This window comes from Caballeronia udeis (assembly GCF_044909315.1).
Taxonomy (GTDB): domain Bacteria; phylum Pseudomonadota; class Gammaproteobacteria; order Burkholderiales; family Burkholderiaceae; genus Caballeronia; species Caballeronia udeis_A.
The window spans coordinates 171,973-197,743 of the sequence record NZ_JBIYEB010000008.1; the positions used below are offsets into that span (position 1 = coordinate 171,973).

The following is a 25,771-nucleotide window of genomic DNA, read 5'->3' on the forward strand; positions in this document are numbered from 1 at the left end:
TTCAGACGATGGCCGTGGCGGGCGTCGACGCGCGCACGATCCGTTCGCTATCGAATTCGGCGCGTCCCATGATGGCGGTGAGCTTACCGCTCGCCATCACGAAGACGCGGTTGGAGACGGCCATTGCTTCATCGAGTTCCGACGTTGCATAAACCACGGCAATGCCCGATTGGGCCAGCACGCTGATGGTCTTGTAGACATCCTCTTTGGCGCCGACGTCGATCCCTCGGGTCGGCTCGTCCATCAGCAAGACCTTGGGCGATGTCAGCAATGCTTTGCCGATGACAACCTTTTGCATGTTGCCGCCGGACAGCGACGTGATGGGGGCATCGACGGAACTGGCCTTGATGGCAAGGCGCTTGATCACGTCGTTGGCGGCATCGACCTGCTTCGCGCGGCCGAGCGCACCGAAAGCAAAACGCCGCGTAAATTTGCCGAGACTGGACAGCGTCATGTTTTCCAGAATGCTCATGAGCTGCACCATGCCCTGCTTCTGCCGGTCTTCGGGAACGAGCGCAATGCCCGCGTCAATGCGCTGGGGAATGTTGTGCCGCTCTATACGCTTGCCTGCCAGTTCGATCTGCCCGATGGCAAGCCGCTGCGCGCCGAGCAGCGCTTCGAGCAACTCCGTGCGCCCCGCGCCCATCAAACCATAGATACCGACCACCTCGCCCGCGCAAACGCTGAACGACACGTGATCGAGCGCATAGATACCGTTCGAGCGCTTGAGCGCCAGGTCCGTCACCTTCAGGACTTCTTCGCCAAGCGCATGCTGGGCGAATGCGAAGCGCTTCTTCGACGACCCCACCATTGCTTCAATGATCCACGGAATGTCCACGTTGGCGATCTCGTCCTCGGCCACGAGCCGGCCGTTGCGCAACACCGTGATGCAATCGCCGATCGCCATGATCTCTTCCAGCCGGTGCGAGATATAGATCACCGTGACACCCTGCTCCTTCAACTGGCGGATGATCTTGAAGAGTATTTCGACTTCGGTCTTGGAAAGCGCAGACGTAGGCTCGTCCATGATCAGCACCTTGATGTGCTTGGACAGGGCCTTGGCGATCTCGACCAGTTGCTGCTGACCCACATAGAGATTGCCGAGCCGGGTGCGCGGGTCGATCGGAATCTGCAGGCGCTCCAGCAGGATTTTTGCCTGATGGTTCTCGGCCTTGCTGCGGATCACGCCGGAACTCGTCAGTTCATTACCGGCGTAGATGTTCTCCGCCACCGTCATCTCGGGGAAGAGATTCAGTTCCTGGAAGATGATGCCAACGCCATGACGCTCGGCGCTGCGCACATCGGTGATATGCACGCGCTTGTCGTCGATCCAGATCTCGCCGGCGCTCGCCACTTCCGCTCCGGCCAGCAATTTCATCAGCGTGGACTTACCCGCGCCGTTCTCGCCGATCAGTACGTTGACCTTGCCGCGCTGCACCTTGTAGTTCACATCGACCAGCGCGGCGGTGCCGGGATAGGTCTTCGAGAGACCCTTCGTCTCGATCACATGCACGGGATTGAGGTTCATTTCCAGGCCACCGGTATCGCGCGAATCTCACCCGCGGGTTCACTCCAGCTACTGTAGACAGCAGCCACGTCGACGGCGTCGCCTACCTTGAGCTTGAGCGAATGCTGCACGCGCGCCACCACGAGTTTGTTGATTTCCTGTCCGAACGCGGCAAACTTGGTCTGGTCGTCGAAGTCGCTGTACCTGATGCCCGGGAAGCCGTCCCGCACTCCCGTGCCAACAATCACCGGCCCCATCTGCAAGACGATATCCACCGGTTCACCGCCGGATGCCTGCGTGAGTTCCACGTACGCTTTGCCCACTCGCGACGAATCGTCTATACGCGTCACCTTGCCCTGCACCCGGATCCAGAAATTGCAGGGGAACGCGTCGCTCTGGCGAAAGCCGTACTGCTTGCAGGCGCTATCGAAATTCTGCGTCAGCGCGCCGACCACCAGCGCGGCCGGCTTCGCGTTCTTGTCGGCATAAGGGACGAGTTGACTGTTGAAGACCTGCACCGGATCCGGTCCGTGGTGCTGCCCCTGGCTGCGGATTGCCGCCAGTTCGGTGTCAGTGACTACGTGGCAGCCTGCAAGCGCCAGCGTGAGGCCCAGGCCGAGGATGATCGGCAAAAGCAGCGTACGCAGCGCGGGAATTCGATAAAACATGGCATCCTCACTTCAAACAGACTTCGTGCGAATGCCGATGCGGATCTGTCCAACCGCAACCGCAACGGCAATCGCACGCTGACTACTCACTGCTTACTTGGTGTAGTAGAAGTCGTTCACCTTCGAAGCGTTGGCCTTCGTGATCAGGATGCCGCGGAACAACTGGCGCTCCTGCTCACCGGTCTTACCCGTCGTGAGGTATTTGTCGAGCAGATCCACGCCGTGGATCGCAATGCCCTGCGCCTGCAGCATGACCGTCGCCTTGAGCTTGCCGGCCAGGATGGAATCACGCTCGTCGTTACTGCCGTCAATACCCATCACCACCACGTCCTTGTGCCCGGCCGACTCCAGCGAAGCGATCGCTCCAAGCGCGACCGGGCCGTTGCCGGCAATCACCCCCTTGACATTCGGATGCTCCTGGAGGATGGAGTCCATTGCCTGCTTGCCCGGCAGCAACGCGCCCTTCGCATCCTGGCGCGCGACCATCTTCAGGTCGGGGTATTGATCGAGTACCTGGTGGAACGCTTGCGAGCGCGTCACGCAATTCTTGTCCGCCAGGTTGCAGGTCAGTTCAACGTATTCGCCCTTCTCACCGATCGTTTCGACAAAGCGTTGCGCGACTTCCGTGCCTGCCTGGAGATTATTGTGGCTCAACTGCGCGATTGCCAGGCCGTCCTTCGGAATCTCGCGGTTGATCAGCGCGACCGGTACGTGCTTGTCCTTCGCGGTCCGCACTGTCGCCACGCTGCTGTTCGAATCGGCGTTGTCGAGCACGATGCCCTTCACGCCCTTGCCGATCACCAGGTTGACCAGTTCATTCTGCTTGTTCACGTCTTCGCCATGCGACAGGACAATGGTGTCGTAGCCGAGCTTCTTCGCTTCGGTGTCCGCACCTTTCGCTTCAGCCGCGTAGTACGGGTTGTCGAGCGCGTTGACGAGAATCGCGATGGTGCCCTTGCTCGCGGCTTGCGCGCCGAGCGGCATGACCAGCAGGCCGAACGAAGCAGCCACGGCTGCGGACAAGGCAAGTTTTTTCCACATGTTGTTGTCTCCTGATTCAAGTTTTATTAGGCAGGTTTTACCAAGCAGGTTTTACTGAGGATGCGGTCTTCAGCCGCTTGATTCCGGTGTCAGCGCGTCAACAGATGGTGTAACCACCGTCGATCATGATGTCGGCGCCCGTGATCATGTCCGAGCCGTTGGACAGCAGGAACAAGATGGCTGCGGCTATCTCGTCGGTGTACGCAAAGCGGCCGACGGGTATCGTTTTCTTCATCGCTTCGCCCTTTTCTCCTTCCCAGGCAGCCGCGCCCATGGGTGTAAGAACGACGGTCGGCGAGACGGTATTGACCGTGATGCCGCGGCCGGCCCATTCCTTCGCAAGCACCTTGGTCATGCCGATCAAGCCCGCCTTGGCCGACGTATACGCACAATGCTGGTCAATAGCGACGGTCGCCGCCTGCGAAGCGATGTTGACAATCTTCCCGCCGTGGCCGCTTGCGAGGACGTGCCTTGCGAAGTGCTTCGCGCAAAGAAACGGCCCCGTCAGGTTGACCGCGATTTGCCGTTGCCATTCTTCAAAGCCAATGTCTTCGGCGCGTGTGAGGGTGATGCAGCCTGCGGCATTGACCAGCAGATGAAGATCGCCGAGATGCCTGTGTGCAGCGGCAATGGCCGCTTCCACTTCCGCTTCCTGCGTGACGTCGCATGCAAACGCCACGGCGTTGGACGAGCCAAGTTCCTCTATGGCGGCAGGCACGCGTGCTTCCTCGAAGGCCGGATAAAGAATGGCGACGCGCGCGCCCTTGCCGATCAGCGCGGCGTTCGTCGCCATTGCAATACCGCCCAGGCCGCCGGTCACTACCGCGACTTTCCCGTCGAGACGAAAATCGAAGTCGACGCCGTGGCGCAGCGACATATCGTATTGAATGCTCATGCCGTATCTCCGTCCTGTGCCAGCAAGTATTACTTTGTGTAGAGAGACCGCACCGTCTGCGCAATGCCTGCTGCGTCGATGCGATAGTGTTTTCGAATGCCCTTGCGAGTGCCGTAGTGCGCAAACTCGCCTTCACTGATGCCAAGCATATTCAGCGATTTCGACAGGCGTCTGCGCGCCAGCAGCACCGCGACAGTCGCGCCAATGCCCCCATGCAACGAGTGTTCTTCCACCGTCACCACGGCGTCATGCCGTTCGATGATGGCCGCGAGCGCGTCCTGGTCGAGCGGGCGCAGCGAAGAAAGATTGATCAGCGTCGGCTCGATCCCGTCCTCGCCCTTCAGCGCCTCGCAAGCCTCGAGCGCTTCACCCACTACCGAGCCGAGCGCGATCACCACCACTCCCTTGCCTTCAATCAGCACGTCCGGGCGGCCCGGCTTGAAGCGGTATTGCGCGTCGTGAACAATGGGAAACTTGGCGTTGTCGAGGCGGATATAAACCGGCCCGTCGATAGACGCCGCATACTCGATCACCTGTGCCGTCTCTACTTCATCGCAAGGGGCGAAGATCTGGACCGTACCGAAGCCGCTCATGACCGAGATGTCGTCGATCGCGTGGTGAGTCGAGGCTAATGGTCCATACGCCACGCCTGCGTTAAGCCCGAGCATCTTGACGTTGGTCGCGCTATAGCAGATATCGTTCTTGACCTGCTCGTTGGCGCGCCCCACCAGGAATGGCGCCGCGTTGGCGGTGAAGACCGTATGGCCGCCGAGCGCCAGGCCGGCCGCCATCCCGACCATGTTCTGCTCCGCGATCCCCACGTTCACCACACGGTCCGGATACGCCTTCATGAACGCACCGATTTTCGAGGTCGACGTGGAGTCGGCGACCATCACGATGATGTCCTTGCCCGCTTCCGTCAGACGACCGATCGCGCCCACCGCGCCGTCGCGCAAATCACCGTACTCACGCATCTTCAAGCTCCCGCAACGCCTGCTTCAATTGATCTTCGTCCGGGAACTTGTGATGCCATGCCGGTACGTTCTCCATGAACGAGACGCCGCGTCCCTTGATCGTGTTCGCGATGATCACTTTCGGCTTTCTGTTCACGTGATCCAGACTTTCTATTAGTTTCCAAATCTTATCGACTTCATTACCGTTCACGTCATGAACTTCGAAACCGAAAGCCCTGAATTTATCGTCGAGTGGCTCGAGGTCCATGATGTTGTGGGTGAAATCCGCCAGTTGCAGACGGTTGCGATCCACGATCACGACGAGGTTCGACAGCTCGAAATGCGCCGCCGACATAGCCGCTTCCCAGTTCGATCCTTCTTCCAGTTCACCGTCGCCGGTCAGTACGAAAACCCGCCCGGCCGAGTCGCCTTTGCTTGCGGCATGACGTTGCTTGGCCATCGCAAGACCTGCGGCGATCGGAAGTCCATGACCGAGTCCACCGGTATTCACCGTGACCCAATTTGGTAGTTTCTGCCTGACTGGGTGGCCTGGAAGACGCGAATCATCTTTCAGGTAGGTGAGAAGCTCACGCTCCGGCAACCAGCCGAGTTCAGCAAAACACGCATACAGCCCGCCCACGCCATGACCCTTGCTGAGGATGAACTGATCGAACCAGCTTACCAATCCACCCTCCTTCACTTCGTAGCGCAGCACGTGGAAATAGAGCGCCGCGAGAATGTCCGCTTCGGACATGTCGCCGCCGGTATGGCCGCTCCTGGCGGCCGAGTTCATGACGCAAATCTTCTTGCGGATTTCCTGGGCTCTCCGGTGCAACGCCTCGCCGGATTCCTGGTACGGGTTTTCCATTCCCTGCTCCTTGAACTTCTCTTTTGCTTGCTTTAAGTTTCTTTTACTTTCTATCGAAAATCAATGAAAAATACAAGGACTCGGGAAAACACGCAGGCAGACTTTCGGATCGAAGGGATCAGGCACAATAGGCGGGTCGACGCAGCGTGCGTCTCAGACGGCTTCGCAGGGAAAGCAGCCATGGATCAGCGGACTAGAACAGAAAAAATCTTCGAGATAGTGCAAGCGATGAAACTGGTGAAGCTGTCGGAGCTTTCCAGCGAATTGGGCGTCTCGATGCCGACGATCCGCAAGGATGTCGATGAACTGCAGAAAGGCGGCCGGGTTGAACGCGTGCATGGCAACGTCCGTCTGGCGTCGCGGCAGCCCAAGGCCTTGCTGGACGCCTATGACGCCGGGATCCTCCCCACCAGCGAGGAGAAGGCCAGGATCGGCCGCAAGGCGGCAGGGTTCATATCAAACGGCGACTCGGTCATTCTCGACTGCGGCGCCACGACCACGGAACTGGCGCGAACCTTGTCGGAGCGGCAGAACCTGCGCATTGTCACGAACGCGCTCAACATCGCCATCATCCTCGGCGGGGAACCGACGAACCGGGTCATGCTGACAGGCGGCATTTTCAAGGCGGAGACCATTGCGGTGTCGGGTGAGAAAGCGTCGGCGTTCTTCGAAGGCATGTTCGTCGACAAGCTGTTTCTCGCGGCCGGCGGCGTCTCCATGGAAGCGGGTATTTCATATCCGGACTTCATCGACTTGCATGTGAAGCGGGCGATGATCGACGCGGCGAGATCCGTCTATCTGCTCGCCGATTCGAAGAAATTCGGCAAGCGCGAGTTCGCGACGTTCGGCGCTATCGAGAAGATCGACTACCTGATCACGGACACCGGGCTGGAACAGAAATACGTCGACTGGATCAAGGGCAACGGGATCGAGATTATCTATGCCTGAGGGGGCGTCTGGTTTGCGACCGCCGGCCGGGCCCAGGCGTAGCTGAACGTAAGCGCAAGATCCGGGGCGTATCGCGCGCCTTGGCACAGCATGATGATCAGGCCACCTCCCAAGGAGCCTCACGTCATGCATCCTTCGCCAAACCAGCGCATTTCCTTACCGCCCGCATTCCATCGTCTGGCGTGGTCGAACCTGCTGGCGCAGTCCGCCGAACAGATCAGTCTTGCTGCCGCGCCGCTCGTTGCAGTGTTCCTGCTAGGCGCAAGCGCCGCGCAAACCGGCCTGCTGCAAACCGCCCAGACCCTCCCCTTCCTGCTGCTCTCGTTACCAATGGGCGTCTATGCCGACCGTCACTCCAGACGCGGACTGATGGCAAGCGCGGAAGCCGTTCGCGTACTGGCAATGATCACGATCCTCGTGCTGATCGGAGCCCACCTCCTCACCCTGCCGATGCTCGCTGTCTGCGGTTTTATCGGCGCGGCGGGAACGGTCGCTTACAGCGTCGCCGCGCCTTCGCTCGTTCCCTCTCTCGTGCCCCGCGCCGCGTTGCCGGCGGCAAACGGCCGTATCGAGCTGGCAAGAAGCGTGGCGTACTCGGCGGGTCCGGCCATAGGCGGGGTGATCGTAGGATCCGTGGGGGCCGGCTGGGCCTACGCGTTGGCGACCATGCTGTCGGCCCTCGCCGTCGCGCTGCTGCGTGCGTTGCCCATCTCGGCGCATCCGCCCGGGACCGGGCGCCATTTCCTCGCCGAAGTACGCGAGGGTGCGGCCTTCGTATTCCGCGACCCGCTGCTTCGCCCCATTCTCCTTACCGCGGTTTTCTTCAACCTCGGGTATTTCGTCTTGCAAGCGGTCTACGTGGCTTACGCGGCCCGCCATCTGCATATGTCGTCATGGGTGATCGGCGTGAGTCTCGCGGCCTATGGAACGGGCATGGTGGCCGGTGCGCTGGCGGGGCCTGAAGTGTCCCGGCGGATTTCCTTCGGCCGGACGCTCGTGATCGGCCCGCTGTCTGGTTTCCTGGCATCGGTGCTGATGAGCGCCACACTATTTTTGCCGCACGTATGGATGGCCTGCGTGAGCTTCTTTTTGCTCGGCGCCGGTCCTGTGCTGTGGACGATCGGATCAACCACATTGCGCCAGGCGATCACACCCCACGCCATGCTCGGCAGGGTGTCGGCCATCATGAGCACCGCCACCTATGGAGCACGTCCCGTCGGCGCGCTGCTGGGCGCTGCCCTCGCGACGCAGAGTGGCGTGGGCGCGTGCCTGCTGATGTCGAGCGCGGCCTTCGCGATCCAGTTAGGGGTGATCGTCCTGTCCCCCGTCACGCAACTGTCGGCACTGCCCGAAGCCGCGGCGTCCTGATTGAAGCGGCCGCTCGGGGCCGTTATCCGTTAACATCGGGTTTCCCTGTTCGCACCTCGTCCCGAACGCTTCCGGGACCGCGCTTCTCCCACCGGTCATTCAATGAACCCTACAGGACGTTCGCGACGCCGCTTGCTGATCAACGCCGCCCTGTTAAGCGCGGCCGGCACTGTGGGACGCCTCGCCACTGCAGCCTCCGCCACGGCTGGAATTGCACCGTTCTCGCACGCCGTACTCATGCGGGAACCGCCGGTCATTACACCCATGATGTTCGGCGCCAAAGCCGACGGCGTGAGCGACGACACCGCCGCGTTCAATGCAATGTACGCACACGTGCGTGCCACTAACAGTCGTACGGTATTTCTACGTGGTCATCGGTATCGAGCCAATGGCAGCATCTATGCGCGCGACGTCTCGACCATCGGCGAAGGCGCAACGCTGACCATGGCCGTCAATAGCGAGAAGGACAGTTACGCCTTCGAATGGGGCGGCAGCGATACATTCGTGACGGAGCTCGCATTCGATCTGTCCAACCTCGGACGCAATCCGATGCAGGGCGTTGTCAACGGCTGCAATGACGCCTCGAACCAGCGCTTCTTTCGCAATCGCATCACGGCGCACACCACGGAACCGTCGAAGCTGCAGTCGAACATCTTCGGGCTGTGGGTGCTCGGTACAGGTCTTACCGGCCTCTACGTCCTCGATAACCAGTTCGAGGGCTCCTCATACGGCATCCAGGTCAACAACCAGGACGGCATGGACAAAAACGTCCGCAAGCAGCCGCTCGGCAAACCTTCGCAACACATTCATATTCGCGGCAACACCTGCATTGATGCAACGATCGGCGTGAATACACCGCACATCATGTGCTCGAACGTGGTGATAGAAGGCAACACGATCACGCCGCGGAACCTGCATCTCGATCTGCCGCTCAACGTGGCGCATGTGACGGAACTGGTGGTCTACGGGAATACGGTGACGTCGAACACGGCGAGCGCGAACGGGACACTTCATATTGAGGACGCCAGCGGCGCGGTGACGGTGAGTGCGAATGTCGTGACTGCGCTCGCCGCCAACAACGGCATTCAGTTCGGCGTCGATCCAAGCGCGAGCCACGACGCGCGGCCCGCCATGCGCGCCGTCATCATGGCCAATCATGTGCAGGGACCGCTTGCATCGACTACATCAACCCCGTCGACTCCGCATGGCGAAACGATCGGCATTTTGCTGCCGGACCCCGGCACTATCAACACCACGGTCACTGGCAACTATGTGGCAGGCTTCGCGCAGGGGATCAATGCGGTAGCGGCGTCTACGGTGTTCGGCAACACCATCGCAAACTGCCCCGTTCCGCTGCGCCTGTCGAAGGACAGCGCAGCCAGCCAGAACGTGGTCAAGTGATCAGGGCATCAGGTGTGTTGACCACGGGCGGCGAAGGCATCGGGCTCTCGACCGACTGATGAGCCGCCGCTGAGGGGGCAAACAGGTTGACCGATTCCCGAAAGCCGCGAAAACCGGCAATTTTGCGCGGCTCCCTGACTTTGCGCGGAATCATCCGCGGCACGAACACCATGCCAATGACGTACATCATCGGCGCCCCCGCAATCGGCTGCGAGATCAGCGCGGTGATCAATAATGGGGTACATGCCGCGACCTTCTTCCAGTTCATCCCAGGCCCAAGCCTCAACCCGGACAACAAGAGCACCTGGCAGCCAAATCCAAACAAGCCGATCATGCCCAACTCGGCGATCAGGCAAATGCCGTCGTTCGTGGCAAGGCTTGAATAGAGCCCGTTGCCAAACGGGTTCCGACGCACATCGTCAAGACCCCGTTTCATCGAATCCGTGCGATCGGACAACGACGAGCCATGCGTCACTGCCTTATCTTCCAGACCAATATAAGGGGTGTACATGGACACCGGATAAGCGAGGCCGATCATCACCGCGGTCAGCACCACGCGCCATGTACGAACACGGGCTCCCGAGAACAAGGCGATGGTGCCGATGGTCATCACGAGCAGCGTGATCCCGAGTGACGAGAAAGCGCAGATCGTCCCGCCTGCAAGACCAAACATGACCATCTTCGAACGCCGTGTGAAGGCCTCGTACGCGAGGCAAAAGCAGGCCACTGCCTGATAGATGCCGGCCTCACGAAAGAACCCGCAATAGCGGTCCAGTTTCACCGAGCCTGAAACAAAGTTGCCATACAGCATGGAGAACGGGAAGTAGACGGCGCCAGTGGTGGTCTGCTGGTGCAATGTGACTTCCGTATAGCCCTTCACGTCGACAGTGAACAGGAACAATGACTCCTTGCCCCCGAGCAGGGACGAGAGCGCGACGGTCACCACGCTGGACAGGCCGAGGACGGCTATGACCGTGCACAACGTCCTGAAAAACCTGCGGTTGGCTTCCTCGTCGATGAGGAACGCTCCATAAGCCAGCGCGACGACCATCGTGGCGATGAACTCCTTGAACATCCAGTCGAGCTGCGACATCTCGAAGACGATCGAGATCGGACAAATGTACAGCCAGTAGAATCCGAGCAAGCCAAGCAGGGTCGCGACGTCCCAGCGGATCACCGCGTTGGAGTACCGCGTTCTGTTCATGTTGTGCAGCACATGCAAACCGGTGAGCAGCACCGAGAGCGCGATCCCCATCGATGTGTAGCTTTCTCCGAGCGCAGCCGGACGCATCAGGAACAGATTGAGCACCAGCCCAAGACTGACCAGGCCCGTAACGCTAGGGAACTTGAAAGAAAGTCGTCGCATCTGCATGCTTGTTCGCAACCTTGTTAAACGATGAAAGGGTCCCGGTCATGACGCCGTTCGAATCGTCGGTACAGATAGCCGAAGCGTCCTTCACACGGGAACGCAGGTCGTTCACTGAAATGCTAGGGATGTTGTTCGCATGGTCGTGCGCTCATCGAAGAATCCTCCGGCGTGGAAGTTGCGTAGAAGTTGTATATGCAAGTGATCGTCCTTCGTGCAAGCATCTTGGCGGCGGTTGCGCCGTTGATCCCGGCTTGCTTGCTGGCGAGAAACGCGGCGCCCTTGCTTGACCCGGACGCACTGGGACAGACGAACGGCACGGCGGCACACAAGCTCGGGCCAACCTGCCAAGACTCTGAGAACGCAATGGCAATCATGAGAAGATTGAGGAACCCGGGGACGCAGGCAATCCCGTGAGCCTCCCAGCGCTTCAAGAACAATTCTTTGAAATAGAGCAAGGTCGCGCCGCCTGACGGCGCCGCTGTTCCATGGCGATATCGTTTGCGCATGGTCTGGTCGGCCTTTTCTCCGTATCGCCTGGAGAATTCCGGCCAGATGACTTGATTGAGCATGTTGATTAACACTGAAAGGCGATTCCCGGCAGCGTGCGATAAGCGCTGAGCACAACAACGCCAAGGTTCCAAACAGGATTCCGGTCCGGATTACCCTGGCCCGGGTACTGGCCGCGTTTGCGGCTGGCAGCGGATCCGGTGCGGGAAGTTCAGTGCAAGGACACCTGGCGCCTGGTGGTCACTTGCTTGACACACTGCTTGGAATCGTCCCGTCAGAACCACCACTGAGCACGAGCGCAAGATCGCGTCCTTGCAAGCACTCGCATTCACACCAGTCGAATCCTTTGAGGTTGCTTGACGCTTCTGATGATACGCAGGCGAAATGATGGCGCAACCGGCTTGACCGATGCGGACAAGATGTTGGCGCGTGAGGAACAACCGCTGCCATTTTTCATTTCGATGGCAACGCGCTTGAGCGAGAAGCTTGGCTGAGAAGCTTAGACATCGTCATGCAACCGGCACACGTTCGACTTCGATAAACGACTTGAGACAAGCCCTGCACGCGGCGTTTGAGTACCGTCTTCATAACCTTTGCGATATCACAACGGGTATCGGCGTATACGTCAAACGTTTGCGCGATCCGTTCGGTGTCCGGATCTTTTTAGGCACGCTGACGTCCCTTCATGACCTCGCCTTGCCATAGCCGCGCTTCTTGCCCGGTTTCTTGCCCGTTTTCTTAATCTTATTAAGATTAAGTGTCAAAAATTAGATGGCAGTTTTGTCATCCAGGCCACGAAAGCTGTGAAGAAAGTTGTCAAATATCTTTAAATTGGTGAGCCCCAATTTTAAAGAATGTATTATTGATGGGAATGACAGGTTGCTTTGTATCAGCAGACTTGCCCTGCCGCTTGACGACATCGAGCTGCTTCAGCGAGATGTCCCGTTGCGGACGCGCGGCCCTGATTGTCGGAGGATTGTCTGTGTGACCTGATGGTTACCTTGTTGCCCGCCGTCCTGCACCGCCCGTCAAAGCTTGCGGAGCCAAAATGAATCATCGCGAATGTTGCTGTGCCCGGTCCGGGGTGCCCGGAAGGTACCCGGAATGCCGGTCGCAAAGGGGAAAGAGTGATCGAATGTGCGATAGCGCACGGTCGGAAATTAATGAATAGTTTCTTGAATCCCGTAGTTATCTTTACGACCGCTTTTGTTTTCATCCAGCTGAGTCGCAGGTAACTCCCGGATTACATTTTTTCCTCGTCAATACGCGCTATTTTTAATTTCCGGGATGAGAGAAATTTAAATTAAAAGACAGTCCTTCAATTGTCTTTTGATAAGGAAAAACCAGCTTCACCCATGATCGGCAAAAGTCAGGCCGGTCAGGGAAAGAACGAATTCAGCCAGGGCCATTAGATCGTATGTAAGCGCGGTGCGGCAGGTTCCCACCGCCTCGATAGAAAGCAATCCTTCCTGCCAAGGAGGCTGTATGGGCGACGCTGAACGCAATCTGCACCTGTTGGGTTTGGGCGAGGGTGCACCAGACTACAACTGGGCCACTGCAACCGCGCAAGTCGGCATCGTGTTTTTCCAGGACTTCGCGAACGGTACGTCGGATAGCGTGCCACACACGATCACCGGCGTGCTCCACGTGGTCAATGAAATGCCGCCGCTGGACGGCGTGGAGGGTCGAGTCTATAACGTGCGGTTGCTGCTTGCACCTCAAGCCGGTTCGCACCCGGCGGCCGTGGAAGAGCGCAAGACGCCGGCCAGCGTACCGCAGGACACGGGCACCAGCCCTGCATTCCTTCAACCCTGGACGGCGCGTTTCCAGCAGGATGACGGGATGGGTCAAATTCATCGGGAGTCCCCAGTTCCTGCACCAAGGGGTAACGAGAAGGTCATTGCTTCTGCGAAGTGGCTGGCGGCGAACTGTGATCGCCTGATCTCCGTAGCCGACGCAGCGCGGGCCGTGGCAATGAGCAAGCGCAACTTCCTGAGACGGTTCCGGGAGGAGATGGGCGTGACACCGTCCGAGTACCTGCTGTGCGCCAGACTGAACCGTACGTGCCAGTTGCTGAAGGAGAGCGATCTGCCGATCGACAAGATCGCGCGACGCAGCGGCATGGGCAGCGGTGCACGGCTAGCCAAGGTCTTTCGCAAGCGACTCAATATGTCACCTACGACATTCCGCGCCCGGGCACGCGTCGAAGCTGCCTGAGCGCGAACAGAAATCGGCTGTTGTGCCGGAAGGATAAATCCGGCGCAGGACACCCACGTCAGGAAGCGGCAAAGAGCAGCACCAGACGCGAAAACAAAACCGGCACACCAGGGCTGCTATCTTGAATCCTGGTGAGCTTGGCTATGCGGTCTTTGAGCCGCTCAGATGACTGCCACCCTCCATGTCGGATTCCGTCAGGGCGGTCACCTTCGGGACGACCCGGATATCGTGCACACATCGCCTTCGCTGAGGCACAGCGGCGTGGCGCATCTTTATACAGTCCGATACCTTCACACTCCGCTCTGCCGCCTGTCCGGAATGATTTTTGCTCGTGGTCTGGTGACGCGAAGCAAAGGCTAGCCCGGGCGAAGGCGATGCGAAAGAAACCTCGCAGCCATCGCACTCACCAACGGACGCGCTGAGCCCCGCTGATGTGAGCGGGTGCCTTACTGGCGCTGACCATCCGCGCTTTCGCAAAATTCGCGAGGGCCGTGAGTCGCCGGGCCGGCCCCGTTCGTTGTATTCACTGCCACGGAGGTAATGTGGACGAGAAGGTTCGGCAATTGATGGCGCAGATAAACGGGCTGGAAGATGAGCTCAGGGCCGTTTTGCATCAAGCGGAAGTACCCCTGTTCTATCGCGTGGAGGGAAAACGGATCAGATTCGACAAGTCGGTCAGGGAGGCGCACCAGCGATCAAAGACCAGCCTGCTGAACTGGTTCGTCAAGAGCCGTCCGCCTACTGTCGTGGTCGCGCCTGTCATCTATGGGCTGATCGTGCCGTTGCTGTTCCTCGACCTCGGCTTGACCGTTTATCAGGCCCTCTGCTTTCCCGTCTACAGGATCAACAAGGTCAGGCGCTCGGACTATGTCGTGATGGACCGGTGGCACCTCAGCTACCTGAACTTCATTGAGAAGTTCAACTGCGCCTACTGTGCGTACGCGAACGGCCTGCTTGCCTACGGTACCGAAATTGCCGCGCGTACCGAGCAGTACTGGTGCCCCATCAAGCACGCTCGAAAGATGCTCGGTGCACCGCCAAGAACCAGAGCGTTCCTGACCTACGGCGATGGTGAAAATTACCAGCAGCGGCTGTCCGCGTTCCGCGACGCGCTGGCAAAGGATAGTAGCAAGCCGGATGATCCGGGCGACCCGCCTTCGTCGTAAGCCGCGCGGAAACACCTTGCCGCGCTCGGGACTTCGTATTGCTCAATGTTGGATGCTCTGCGACTTTAGTCGATGTCATGGCTTCTCGAAGCAGGAGAAATCGACGGCCTCTGCACGCGGCCGGACACCCGCCATGCCTGTTAAAAATTCGATTGCAACACGTTCAATGCCATGAAAAAAGCAAAAATGGTCCTATCCATGAGTCAACCAAAAATCCGGGAATCGGGCAAACGTATGCGCCCTGAAGACTTCGCGGTGTACGCGTCCTATCAGATCAACGCCGGTGGATTGTTTGTAGGAACACTAAAGGTTATTAGAAAAACCGACGGCCGGCTGTTGTTCCCGTTCCAGGGCGCGCCGGTGCTCGGACCTTACCCTTCGAGAGAGGAGGCGCGCCAGGCGGCCGTCGCACGCGGCGAACAGATAGTCGCCAACGATATCGCCAATCCGGAGGATTGAGAGAAAAAAGCCGCCCGGCAAGCGGGCGGTCTGACTTTCCAGTGCCGGAAAAGCGCAGGATGCTACGTCCGGTGACGTGAAGCGACGTCAGACGATTGTCTGCGTGGCGATTTCATCTACGGCTTCACGCACGATACCGACGATCTCGTCGACATCCGCCCGCGTGGTCACCAGCGGCGGCGCAAAGCCGAGAATATCGCCGTGCGGCATGGCCCTTGCAATTACTCCACGCCGCAATGCGGCTGCCGATACCTTAGGCCCGACCTTCAACGCTGCGTCGAAAGGCTGGCGACCCTGCTTGTCCGCCATGAATTCCAGCGCGGCCAGCATGCCGGTCTGGCGCACCTCGCCCACCAGCGGATGCTGGTCGAATGCAGCATGCAACTGCGCCCCGAGATAAGCGCCGACAGTGGCCGCGTTCTGTGTCAGGTTCTCGCGCTCGAGAATGTCCAGATTGGCAATAGCGGCGGCCGCGCAAATGGGGTGGCCCGAATAAGTCCAGCCGTGTCCCATGGGGCCATGTTCCTGCGAGCCCTTCTCGATCACGTCCCACACCCGCTCCCCCACGATCACACCTGACAGCGGCGCATAAGCGCTCGTAAGACCCTTCGCGACGGTGATCAGGTCCGGCTGCATGCCGTAGTGCTGCGCACCCATCTTCGACCCAAGCCGGCCGAAGCCGCACACCACTTCATCGGAAATCAGCAGGATGTCGTGCTTCTTCAGTACCTGCTGGATCGCGGCCCAATACCCCTCCGGGGGCGCGATGATACCGCCGGTCCCCATTACCGGTTCGCCTATGAACGCAGCGATCGTATCGGCGCCTTCGTGCGCGATCAGCTTCTCGAGTTCCTCCACGCAATACGCGACAAACTGCGTTTCGTTCATGCCCGCCGGCGCCTGCCGGTACCAGTGCGGGCAGACCGTATGCTTCACGCGATCGATCGGCAAATCGAAATGCTGATGGAAGCTCGGAAGACCGGTCAGGCTGCCCGTGACAATGCCCGAACCGTGATAACCACGCTGGCGTGAAATGATCTTCTTCTTGTTCGGGCGGCCCAGCACGTTGTTGTAGTACCAGACAATCTTGATCTGCGTTTCATTGGCATCCGAACCGGACATGCCGTAATAGACCTTCTTCATCCCGGCGGGCGCCCAGTCGATAATCCGCGACGACAACTCGATGATGGTGTCGGTGGAATGGCCCACGTACGTGTGGTAGTACGCCAGCTTTTTCGCCTGCTCATAGATCGCATCGGCCACTTCCGTGCGGCCATAGCCAATGTTCACGCAATACAGACCCGCGAAGGCGTCTATGTAGCTCTTGCCCTCGTGATCTTCAATCCGGATACCTTTCGCTCCCCGGATGATCTTGCCGGGCAGCGCACCGCTCGCGTGATCGTGCGCGTGGGTCGAAGGATGCATGAAGTGTGCGCGGTCTTCGCTGAACAGCTGGTCGAGTTGCTGTGCCATGAGTTACTCCCTGAATTTAATTACGCTGTGACGCTCAGACGCTCAGCGGCAGGCCGAGGTTGCCGAGGCAAAAATATTTGGTTTCGACGAACGGCTCGAAACCCTCCGATCCTCCTTCACGGCCGAGGCCCGACGCCTTCATGCCGCCGAAGGGGATCGGCGCGCCGGTGAACTTGACGCCGTTGACCGAGATCATCGCGAAGTCGAGCCGGCGCACCAGTTGAAAGATCGTGTCCACACGCGTGGCGCAGATGTAGGCAGCCAGACCATGTTCGGTGTCGTTCGCTTTCGCAACCACTTCGTCGAGTGTGTTGAACGGCGAAATGGCGGATGTCGGAGCGAAGTTCTCTTCATCATAGATACGCATGCCGGGCGCGGCGTCAGCCATGACGGTGGGCTCGAAGAACCAGCCGCCGAGCGCATGCGCCTGTCCGCCGGTGGTGATGCGTGCGCCCTTCGCCCGGGCGTCGGCCACGCGCTCGGCGGTGGTATTGAAGGCCGCCTGATGCATCAGCGGGCCGACCTCCACGCCCGCCTCGAAAGCCGGACCGACCTTCAACGCGCGCACGGCATCGGTGTATCGATCAACGAAGTTTTCATATAACGGCGCGGCCACGAAGATGCGGTTCGCCGCGCAACAGTCCTGTCCCGAGGTCTGGAACTTCGCACCGACCGCCACCTTGACCGCCTGATCGAGATCAGCGTCTTCCGTCACGATGAATGGCGCGTTGCCGCCCAGTTCCAGCGCAAGCTTCTTGATGCCGGACCCGGCCGCCGCCCGCGCAACGAGCCCGCCTACGCGCGTTGATCCGGTGAAGCTGACCGAGCGCACGCGCACATCGCGTACCAGGGTTTCCATCGCCATTTGCGGCTCGCCCAGCACGACGTTGAATACGCCCGCGGGAAAACCCGCTTCTTCCGCCAGTTGCGCCAGCGCCAGCGCGGAAAACGGCGTTTCATGCGCGGGCTTGACGATCACCGTGCAACCCGCGGCAAGCGCGGCAGCGGCCTTGCGGGTAATCATTGCAACCGGAAAATTCCACGGCGTGATAAGCGCGGCAACACCGACCGGTTCCGTCACCGTGCCGAGATGTGCGCCATTGATATGCGTGGGAATCGTGCGGCCGCAGAGGCGTTTTGCTTCATTGGCGTACCACTCGACGAAGCTGGCCGCGTACGAGATTTCCCCTTTGGATTCGGCCAAAGGCTTGCCTTGTTCCATCGAGAGGATGGCGGCCAGATCGTGTTGATGACGCAGGATCAGTTCATGCCAGCGCAGCAGGATCGCGCTGCGGCGCTCTTGCGGCACCCATCGCCAGGATTCGAATGCACGCTGCGCGGCGCCAACCGCTGCTTCTATTTGCGTGCGATCCAGCATGGGCACGTGACCGATCACCTCCTGGTCGGCGGGGTTCTGCACGGCGATGGTTGACGCGCTGTCGCTATGAATCCAGCGGCCATCGACATAACAAAGCGACTTGAACAGGACGGGATGACCCAGCAACATGAGAGGCTCCTGATTGCACTGTATGACGTCCATTTTCTTCCCTGCCGCCGTGCGATTTTTTCGATGTGATATGCCTTGCGTGGCGTTTTTTCTGTTCTGCGAGCCCTTCTCGCGATATTCGTCTAGTCCCAGTCGGGAACGCTGTCCGGCATGCTTTTTACGACCTTCGTGACGATGTATGTGAAATAGCGTTCGATCCCGATCTCATCCATCAGCAAGGAGTCGATGAAGCGCTGGTAATGATCGATGTCCGGCGAGACCACGTGCAGTACATAGTCCACGCCGCCGCCCGTCGCGTAACACTGGACCACTTGCGGCGCGGCCAGCACGCGTTCCTCGAAGCGCCGCATGTCGTGCGCGGTGTGTTTTGCCAGGGTTACTTCCACGACTATCCGGCTCGCCTTGATGGCGCCCACCCAATCGAGCTCCGCCCTGTATCCCTTGATGACACCGCTCTCCTCCAGCTTGCGCACGCGCTCCCACGCTGGAGAAATCGACAGGTTGACCTCTTCGGCCAGCCGCGATTTCGTGATGCGGCCATCGCGGGCGAGAATGCGCAGGATGGCGATGTCGAAGCGGTCGAGCTTGATCACGGTCAGATGACCACGGGAATATGGCCTTCCACGACATCGGCGACCACCGCGACTGTATCGCCGATCTGCACCAGGCCCGGAAAGTGCCGCGCGGCCAGCAAGCCGCTGCGGCGCGCCACATATTCGACTGCCGGGGCGCCGGTACGCGTGGCGTCGTAGACGCGAGCCAGCACGTCGCCCTCTTCAATGAAATCCCCTAAATGACGGCACATTTCGAGTAAACCGCTATGCTCGCTGGTCGTGTAGCAAGTGCCGTCCGGCATGTCCAGCAGGGTCGTCGTGCGGTTGTTGCCCCGCAGGTCGTCGCGCGGCGATATGCCCTCCCGGTCAATGACACCCGCATGCGCGAGGAAGCCATATACACCGCGCTCGGCAATCGCCACGCTTGCAGCCGTTGCCGTTCCGCCGCCGCCCAGTTCGGTGGAGACGAATACTTTCCCCGCTTCTTCCACGGCGGAATCGAACAGTCCAACGCTATCCAGTTCAAGCATCCGCATGGAGTACGGCGCGCCGAACGCACGCATCGCGGCTTCACATCGCACCTGCTGTTGCGCGTCAGGCAGGACATGAATTGCTGCAAACGGCAGGAAGTCCAGCGTGCGGCCACCGGCGTGAATATCGAGTACGTAGTCGGAGACAGGCAGCAAATGGCGCTGGAAATAATCCGCTATCTTCTCGGTGACCGAGCCGTCCGGCTTGCCGGGAAAACTCCGGTTGAGGTTGCCCGAGTCCACCGACGAGGTGCGCGTGCCGGCCTTGAACGCCGGGTAGTTCATGAAGGGGACAACAATCACGCGTCCGGTGACATCGCCTGCCTTGAGCGTTGAAGCAAGCTTGGACAGCGCGATCGGCCCTTCGTATTCGTCGCCGTGATTGCCGCCGGTCAGGAGCACGGTCGGCCCCTCGCCGCGCTGGATCACGGTGATCGGAATCATGATGGCGCCCCACGCTGAATCGTCGCGGGAATACGGCAACTTGAGGAACCCGTGCTGTTCGCCGGCGGCTGCGAAATCCACTGTCGGCGTAATGGGTGACGCGCGCATTGCTACTCCTTCACGAACAATTGACGAGGCGTATTGCAGAACGTCTCCACGCCCGTGCCGGTAATCAGGATGCTCTCCGTGATTTCCAGACCCCAGTCGTCGAGCCAGAGCCCCGGCATGAAGTGAAACGTCATGCCGGGTTCGAGGACCGTCTTGTCCCCCGGGCGCAGGCTCATCGTGCGTTCGCCCCAGTCGGGCGGGTAGCTCGCGCCGATCGGATAACCGCAGCGGCTATCCTTCTCGATTCCCGATTTGCGCAGCACCGCAAAAAACGCGTTGGCGATGTCTTCGCAAGGATTGCCGGGCCTGGCCGCCGCGAGCCCTGCTTCTATGCCTTCCAATATGGCCTTTTCCGCATCGATGAAATGTTTCGGCGGGCGGCCAAGATAGACCGTGCGCGATTGCGGGCAGTGATACCGCCTGAAGCAGCCGGCAATCTCAAAGAACGTTCCCGCATTCGAGGTGAACTCCGAGTCATCCCAGGTCAGGTGCGGTGCGGCGGCATCCGGCCCTGTTGGCAGCAAAGGCACGATCGCCGGGTAGTCGCCGCCATAGCCCTCCACGCCCGTGATGCCCGCCGAATAGATCTCCGCGACAAGATCGCTCTTGCGCATGCCCGGTTCGACCCGCTCGAGAATGCGCGCGTGCATCTTCTCGACAATCCGCGCGGCAACGCGCATGTACTCGATCTCGCGGGGCGACTTGACGGCGCGCTGCCAGTTGACCAGGGAAGTTGCGTCGACCCATGTTGCGTGTGGCAGATGCTGCGTCAACGACGCGTATGCCGCCGCGCTGAAGTAGTAGTTATCCTTCTCCACCCCAATCCGGCATTTATCCCAGCCGCGCGCTGCAATGACTTCACGCGACAGATAATCCATAGGATGCCGAACCGGTGACTGAACGTAGTGATCTGGGTAACCCACAATCTGGTCGTGCTGCATGAAGGCGGTACGCCTGGCGCCGTTCGCATCCTGCCCACGACCGAACCATACCGGTTCGCCTTCCATGGGCAGGAGCACGCACTGGTGCACATAGAACGACCAGCCGTCGTAGCCGGTGAGCCAGTTCATGTTGGTTGGATCGGAGACGATCAGCAGGTCGATCCCGGTCTTTTGCATCGCTCGCCGTGTCTTGGCAATGCGCGCGTCGAATTCGCTTTGTTCAAAATAGAGGCGTGCGCCTCTAGCTTGCTCTTGTGTTTGTTGCGTCATGAATGACATCGTCCCCTCTCAGAGCGTCACGTCGTTGTTGAAAATGGTTCCTGCGTTTTGCGCACGCGCCCGTTGCAGCGCCAATACTGCGATCGCTGTGTCCTGCGCCCCGGTGCCTGTGAGGTCGCAGATCGTGATGTCGCGGTCATGCGTGCGCCCCGGGCGACTGCCAGCAATGACGTGTCCCAGTTCCGCGAAGTTGGCATCCTTGGCAACCACGCCCGCCTCGATCGCGTGATGAAGCTCGCCGAGAATGCGCGTTTGCTGAAGACGGTCGCAGATATAGCGCCCGGCAGCGAGAACCGACGGTGCGAGTTCATTCTTGTGCTCGGCGTCGGATCCCATCGCGGTGACATGCAAACCCGGGTGCAAGTCTTCAGCGTGTATTAGCGGACTTCGGCTGGGTGTAGTCGTGATGACGATATCCGCGAGCGCAAGCGCTTCATGCACACTGGCTGCGACCTCGCAGTGGATGTCCCGCGTACCCTTCGCGAAGCTGTGCGCGCGCTCCATGTCGCGTGCCCAGACAGTGACGTGGTCGACCTCGCGGACCAGTCGCACTGCCTCCAACTGAAGGCGTGCCTGCTCGCCCGCCCCGATGACAGCCACGCGCCTGGCGTCCTTGCGAGCAAGCCAGCGCGCAGCAACCGCGCCCGCCGCAGCGGTACGAACCGCCGTGAGATAGCCGTTGTCCAGCAGTACCGCCTCGGTCAGTCCCGTACGGGCGCACAGCACCAGCATGAGGCCGTTGAGACTCGGCAAGCCGAGTGCGGGGTTGTTGAAGAAACCGGGGCTGACCTTGATGGCGAAGCTATCGAAACGCGGCAGCCACGCAGTCTTTACATCGACTTCACCGGCATGCTCAGGAAGGTCGAGACGCAGGATCGGTGGCATGGCCACCGCCTCGGTCGCAAGCGAAAGAAACGCGGATTCAACCTGGTCGATCGCTGCGAGATCGAGTGGCACGAGCGCACGTAGCTGCGCCTCGCCGAGGAGTGTGATGGCGGACATGTCAAGCCTCCTGGATCAGCCGGCGATGCAGCCCGATATCGATATTTGCGCCGCTTATGACCAGTACGACCGGACCGCTCTTAAGCTCCACACGTGCGTCAAGCAGCGCGGCAATCCCCACCGCCGCGGCCCCTTCGATCACAAGCCGTTCTTCGCGATACGCATGCACGATGCCCCGCGCTATGGACGCTTCGTCCAGAAGCACGATGCTGTCGGCAAGCTCTTGTGTCAGTGCGAAGGTATGTTCGTTGTCCAGGCCGATGCCGCCGCCCAGTGAATCCGCAAGCGTCTCTACTTCGTCAACAAGCACGGGCCGCCGCGCCGCGAGACTCGCGTGCATCGCGGCGCCGCGTTCCATGCTTGCGCCGGTCATCGCAACGTCAGGACGAATGCGCTTGGCCGCAAACGCCACGCCGCTGAACAAGCCGCCGCCCGACAAGGGCACGACTATGCTTGCGGTGTGCGGCAACGCCTCCATGATCTCCAGGCCAATAGTCGCCTGGCCTGCAATCACATTGAGGTTGTCGAAAGGCGGCACGAATGCGAAGCCTTCTTCGCCGGCAAGACGCAACGCCTCCACCTGCGCTTCATCCTGACTCTTTCCCGCTATCACGACACGCGCACCGAGTGCCTTGACAGCATCGACCTTGTTCGCCGGCACTAGCGCCGACATGCATACGGCCACCTCCATGCCGAGCGTTCGCGCTGCGTAGGCGACGGCACGTCCATGATTTCCCGTCGATGCTGTGACCACCTTCATGATGCCGCGCTCAGCGAGATCGGCCAGCGCGTTGGTCGCGCCACGCAGCTTGAAGCTGCCGGTCGGCTGCATGCTTTCGAGCTTCAGATGGACGTCTGTGCCGGCGATCCGCGACAGCGACGCCGATGCGAGCAGCGGTGTGTGCGTCACACACCCCTCAATGCGGCGACGCGCGCGATAGACATCGGCAAGCGAGAGAGCGGGCATGAACGGAATCGCATGATGAAGTGGATGCGATCGAGTCTAATGTCCTAAAAAGCGCTTTTTAATGTCCTAGTTCAATCGATACAACAAGTGCCGGGCGTTGATCCCGGGTCAACTGAAGTCGTGTACATGAGGGTACTGCTCGAACACTTCGCCTATGGTTTCAAGCGCGGTTTTAAACGTGTGGTCGCTCACTTCGGCGCCCACGCACAGGCGCACTGCATTCGGTCTCTCGGCGCCGCGCACGAGGAACGGATCGGGCGATGTCACCGCGATCTTCCGGTTGCGCAACTCGCGCGTGACGCGGTCCGCTTGCCAGTAGTCCGGCACCTTCAACCACGCCGACAACGCCTGCGGATGACTCCCCAGTACATAGCGGCCGAGCACCTCGCGCAGTATCGCCTGGCGGGCGCCCAGGCGCTCTCGCTGCACCTGGACCAGGTGTTGCGCAGTCCCGTCCATGATCCAGCGGGTGGCAACCTCGGCCACGGGCGAAGTCGCCATCCAGCTGCTGACGCGCAGCACGCTTTCGGCTCGCAGCGCGAGGCGCCGCGGCATGGTGAGATACCCGGTCCGCAAACCGGTCAGCACCGACTTCGTCATGCTCGTGCAGTAGAACGACAGCTCCGGAATCAAGCTGGCGATAGGCGTCTGGGCCTTGGCCGGCAACGCGCCATACACGTCGTCCTCGATCACGTACACGCCATAACGCTCGGCAATACGAGCAATCGCGCGCCGCCGCGAATCCGGCATCAGGGCGACCGTGGGGTTGTTCAGTGTGGGGGTGCAGACCAGCGCGCTGACGCGCTCGCCGTCGCACATCTCCTCGAAATGTTCGGGACGTATGCCATATTCGTCGATCTCCAGCCCCTTGAGCGTGAAACCGAGTACATTGGCCGAGCCAATCACGCCATGGTCGGTCAGGCTTTCGCACAGCACCGTATCGCCCGGACCGACGAACGACGCCAGTGCGAGGAAGATGCCATGGGCGGCGCCGTTCGTGACCAGCAGCGTCTCGGGATTCGCCGGCATGTTGAGCGTGGCAAGCCACGCGGCGCCCGCCTGCCTGTGATGCTCAAACCCCGCGATAGGCCGGAACGCGCGTATCCACGGCTGGTCGTCGATCGTCGCAAGGGTCGCGCACACCTTGCGCCACATGGCATCGTGCTCCGGGGTATGCACGATCCGCGCGATCGAAAAGTCGATGACCTCGCGCTCGGCCGTGTCGAGCATGTACTTCGACATGGTCTCCGTCACGCGTGCCGCAACAAAGCTGCCTCTTCCGACTTCGCACCGGATCAGCCCTTGCCGCTCCAGTTCCTTATAGGCGTTCGTCACGGTCTGCACGCTGATAGCCAGGTCTGCCGCGACCTCGCGCTGCGGCGGCAAGCGTGCGCCTGACGCCAGCGCCGCGCTCTCGATATCTTCCGCGATAGCTTTCACCAGACGTTTGTATTTCGACTCGACGCCATGCACCGTGCCCACCGCGTCACGCCACCGCTCGTTCACGTTTGCCTCCGTTCAATAGGTCTTATAGTGGCGCAGAAGCCGCCGCGAAAATTATTGTCCTAGAGCAATTAGAACAAAAATATGGCTTTGTATGCTGCGTTCATGGCGGTGTAACGCGACCTCGAAACCGGAATAAAACCAAGGGTTTGCGAGCATTTTTCGCCACTGGCGCCGCGCGGATGCGGCGCGATCAACCACGCTACGGAAACGGATCGACATGAAACTCAAACGAGTGTCTGGAATGCTGGGGGCGCTGTCCATTGCTGCGGCGGCGGGGTTGGTAGCCCATGCAGCGGCCGCGAACGCTGAAACAACCTTGCAGCGCATTCAGCGCACCGGCGAAGTGCGCATTGGCTACGCGAACGAAAGCCCCTTTGCGTACACCACGCCGGACGGCACCGTCACCGGCGAGTCGCCCGAGATTGCGAAGAAGGTGTTCGCCAAGCTTGGCGTCAAGAAAGTCGACGCGGTCCTGACCGAGTGGGGTTCGCTCATTCCCGGATTGCGCGCGGGCCGCTTCGACGTGATTGCAGCCGGCATGTACGTCACGCCTGAGCGCTGCAAGCAAGTCGCCTTCGCGAATCCTCAATACCAGATCCAGGACACCCTGCTGACCTTGAAGGGCAATCCGAAGAACCTGCAGAGTTACGCTGACGTGGGCAAGAACCCCGACACGAAACTGGCTGTCATGGCGGGCTCGGTCGAGTTGGGTTACGCACGCAATTCCGGGGTGAAGGACGGGCAATTGCTGCAGGTACCCGACACCACCGCACAGTTGCAAGCCGTGCGGGCGGGCCGCGCCGACGCTGCCGCCGGCACCGAGCTGACCATGAAGGGACTCGCGGCCAAGGCGGGTCCGACGGTTGAAGCCATACCCAAGTTCACTGACGATCCCAAGCACACCGGCTACGGCGCGCTGGCGTTCCGCCCGGACGACACGGACCTGCGCGACGCGGTCAACCAGCAACTGAAGGCATGGCTCGGCACGCCGGATCATCTCAAGACGGTCGCCCCGTTCGGCTTCGATAAAAGCAACCTCCCGGACAAGACCGCCGCGCAGCTTTGCGGCGGCTGACCGGCTTCGTTTGACGCG

General features: G+C 60.3%; 21 protein-coding genes and 1 pseudogene. 7 read left to right on the forward strand and 15 right to left on the reverse strand.

Features of this window, described 5'->3' with window-relative positions; translation table 11 throughout:
* Position 1: 1 nt before the first annotated feature.
* The 6 genes from ABH944_RS15570 to ABH944_RS15595 all read right to left on the reverse strand — a co-directional run bounded on the left by ABH944_RS15570 (position 2) and on the right by ABH944_RS15595 (position 5,932).
* Positions 2-1,528: a sugar ABC transporter ATP-binding protein gene (locus tag ABH944_RS15570; RefSeq protein WP_404607506.1), complete on the reverse strand. Its 1,527-nt coding sequence runs from the start codon at positions 1,526-1,528 to the stop codon at positions 2-4.
* A complete protein-coding gene (locus tag ABH944_RS15575; protein WP_404607505.1) occupies positions 1,525-2,175 on the reverse strand; it encodes a DUF2291 family protein in 651 nt (216 codons plus the stop codon). The genes ABH944_RS15570 and ABH944_RS15575 overlap by 4 nt, the downstream gene beginning before the upstream one ends.
* A 93-nt stretch (positions 2,176-2,268) precedes the next feature.
* Positions 2,269-3,216 (reverse strand): D-ribose ABC transporter substrate-binding protein, encoded by a 948-nt coding sequence (locus ABH944_RS15580; RefSeq protein ID WP_404607503.1) that lies wholly within the window; start codon positions 3,214-3,216, stop codon positions 2,269-2,271.
* 97 nt (positions 3,217-3,313) lie between these two features.
* A complete protein-coding gene (locus tag ABH944_RS15585; protein ID WP_404607501.1) occupies positions 3,314-4,111 on the reverse strand; it encodes a GolD/DthD family dehydrogenase in 798 nt (265 codons plus the stop codon).
* A gap of 29 nt (positions 4,112-4,140) precedes the next feature.
* Positions 4,141-5,085, reverse strand: a complete 945-nt coding sequence (locus tag ABH944_RS15590) for a transketolase family protein (protein ID WP_404607499.1) — start codon at positions 5,083-5,085, stop codon at positions 4,141-4,143.
* Positions 5,078-5,932, reverse strand: a complete 855-nt coding sequence (locus ABH944_RS15595; RefSeq protein ID WP_404607498.1) for a transketolase — start codon at positions 5,930-5,932, stop codon at positions 5,078-5,080. The genes ABH944_RS15590 and ABH944_RS15595 overlap by 8 nt, the downstream gene beginning before the upstream one ends.
* Before the next feature lie 180 nt (positions 5,933-6,112).
* On the opposite strand from ABH944_RS15595, the gene ABH944_RS15600 reads away from it, so the two are divergent.
* From ABH944_RS15600 to ABH944_RS15610, 3 genes are all read left to right on the forward strand, one after another.
* Positions 6,113-6,880: a DeoR/GlpR family DNA-binding transcription regulator gene (locus tag ABH944_RS15600; protein ID WP_404607497.1), complete on the forward strand. Its 768-nt coding sequence runs from the start codon at positions 6,113-6,115 to the stop codon at positions 6,878-6,880.
* Positions 6,881-7,006: 126 nt separating this feature from the next.
* Positions 7,007-8,248, forward strand: coding sequence for an MFS transporter (locus ABH944_RS15605; RefSeq protein WP_404607495.1), 1,242 nt, complete (start codon positions 7,007-7,009; stop codon positions 8,246-8,248).
* 102 nt (positions 8,249-8,350) lie between these two features.
* Positions 8,351-9,649, forward strand: coding sequence for a hypothetical protein (locus ABH944_RS15610; protein WP_404607494.1), 1,299 nt, complete (start codon positions 8,351-8,353; stop codon positions 9,647-9,649).
* Here the strand turns inward: ABH944_RS15610 and ABH944_RS15615 are convergent.
* Positions 9,642-11,015 carry a hypothetical protein gene (locus ABH944_RS15615; RefSeq protein WP_404607492.1) on the reverse strand — a complete coding sequence of 458 codons (1,374 nt, stop codon included), beginning with the start codon at positions 11,013-11,015 and terminating at the stop codon, positions 9,642-9,644. The genes ABH944_RS15610 and ABH944_RS15615 overlap by 8 nt on opposite strands.
* A 2,376-nt stretch (positions 11,016-13,391) precedes the next feature.
* On the opposite strand from ABH944_RS15615, the pseudogene ABH944_RS15620 reads away from it, so the two are divergent.
* The 3 genes and pseudogenes from ABH944_RS15620 to ABH944_RS15630 form a co-directional block, all read left to right on the forward strand.
* Positions 13,392-13,742, forward strand: a pseudogene (locus tag ABH944_RS15620) (helix-turn-helix domain-containing protein); the annotation flags it as partial.
* Positions 13,743-14,284: 542 nt separating this feature from the next.
* Positions 14,285-14,908 (forward strand): ACT domain-containing protein, encoded by a 624-nt coding sequence (locus tag ABH944_RS15625; RefSeq protein WP_404607491.1) that lies wholly within the window; start codon positions 14,285-14,287, stop codon positions 14,906-14,908.
* A gap of 171 nt (positions 14,909-15,079) precedes the next feature.
* A complete protein-coding gene (locus tag ABH944_RS15630) occupies positions 15,080-15,367 on the forward strand; it encodes a DUF6723 family protein (RefSeq protein ID WP_404607490.1) in 288 nt (95 codons plus the stop codon).
* A gap of 87 nt (positions 15,368-15,454) precedes the next feature.
* On the opposite strand, the gene ABH944_RS15635 is transcribed toward ABH944_RS15630, so the two are convergent.
* The 8 genes from ABH944_RS15635 to ehuR form a co-directional block, all read right to left on the reverse strand.
* Complete coding sequence (locus ABH944_RS15635) at positions 15,455-16,840, reverse strand: aspartate aminotransferase family protein (RefSeq protein ID WP_404607489.1); 1,386 nt, start codon at positions 16,838-16,840, stop codon at positions 15,455-15,457.
* A gap of 34 nt (positions 16,841-16,874) precedes the next feature.
* The gene (locus ABH944_RS15640) at positions 16,875-18,347 is read right to left on the reverse strand and encodes an NAD-dependent succinate-semialdehyde dehydrogenase (protein ID WP_404607487.1); all 1,473 of its coding nucleotides are present in this window, start codon (positions 18,345-18,347) and stop codon (positions 16,875-16,877) included.
* A 122-nt stretch (positions 18,348-18,469) separates the two neighbouring features.
* Entirely contained in the window at positions 18,470-18,937 is a 468-nt protein-coding gene (locus ABH944_RS15645; protein WP_097275067.1) for an Lrp/AsnC family transcriptional regulator, read from the reverse strand.
* Between the two features lie 5 nt (positions 18,938-18,942).
* Positions 18,943-19,983 carry a N(2)-acetyl-L-2,4-diaminobutanoate deacetylase DoeB gene (gene doeB / locus ABH944_RS15650; RefSeq protein WP_404607486.1) on the reverse strand — a complete coding sequence of 347 codons (1,041 nt, stop codon included), beginning with the start codon at positions 19,981-19,983 and terminating at the stop codon, positions 18,943-18,945.
* Positions 19,984-19,985: 2 nt separating this feature from the next.
* Positions 19,986-21,203, reverse strand: a complete 1,218-nt coding sequence (gene doeA / locus ABH944_RS15655) for an ectoine hydrolase DoeA (RefSeq protein ID WP_404607485.1) — start codon at positions 21,201-21,203, stop codon at positions 19,986-19,988.
* A 9-nt stretch (positions 21,204-21,212) separates the two neighbouring features.
* Entirely contained in the window at positions 21,213-22,205 is a 993-nt protein-coding gene (locus tag ABH944_RS15660) for a cyclodeaminase (RefSeq protein ID WP_404607484.1), read from the reverse strand.
* Position 22,206: 1 nt separating this feature from the next.
* Positions 22,207-23,172 (reverse strand): hydroxyectoine utilization dehydratase EutB, encoded by a 966-nt coding sequence (gene eutB / locus ABH944_RS15665; RefSeq protein WP_404607482.1) that lies wholly within the window; start codon positions 23,170-23,172, stop codon positions 22,207-22,209.
* Between the two features lie 108 nt (positions 23,173-23,280).
* Complete coding sequence (gene ehuR / locus ABH944_RS15670) at positions 23,281-24,678, reverse strand: MocR-like ectoine utilization transcription factor EhuR (protein ID WP_404607481.1); 1,398 nt, start codon at positions 24,676-24,678, stop codon at positions 23,281-23,283.
* Positions 24,679-24,895: 217 nt separating this feature from the next.
* Between ehuR and ehuB the strand changes: the two genes are divergently transcribed.
* Complete coding sequence (gene ehuB / locus ABH944_RS15675) at positions 24,896-25,753, forward strand: ectoine/hydroxyectoine ABC transporter substrate-binding protein EhuB (protein ID WP_404607480.1); 858 nt, start codon at positions 24,896-24,898, stop codon at positions 25,751-25,753.
* The last annotated feature ends 18 nt before the right edge of the window (positions 25,754-25,771 follow it).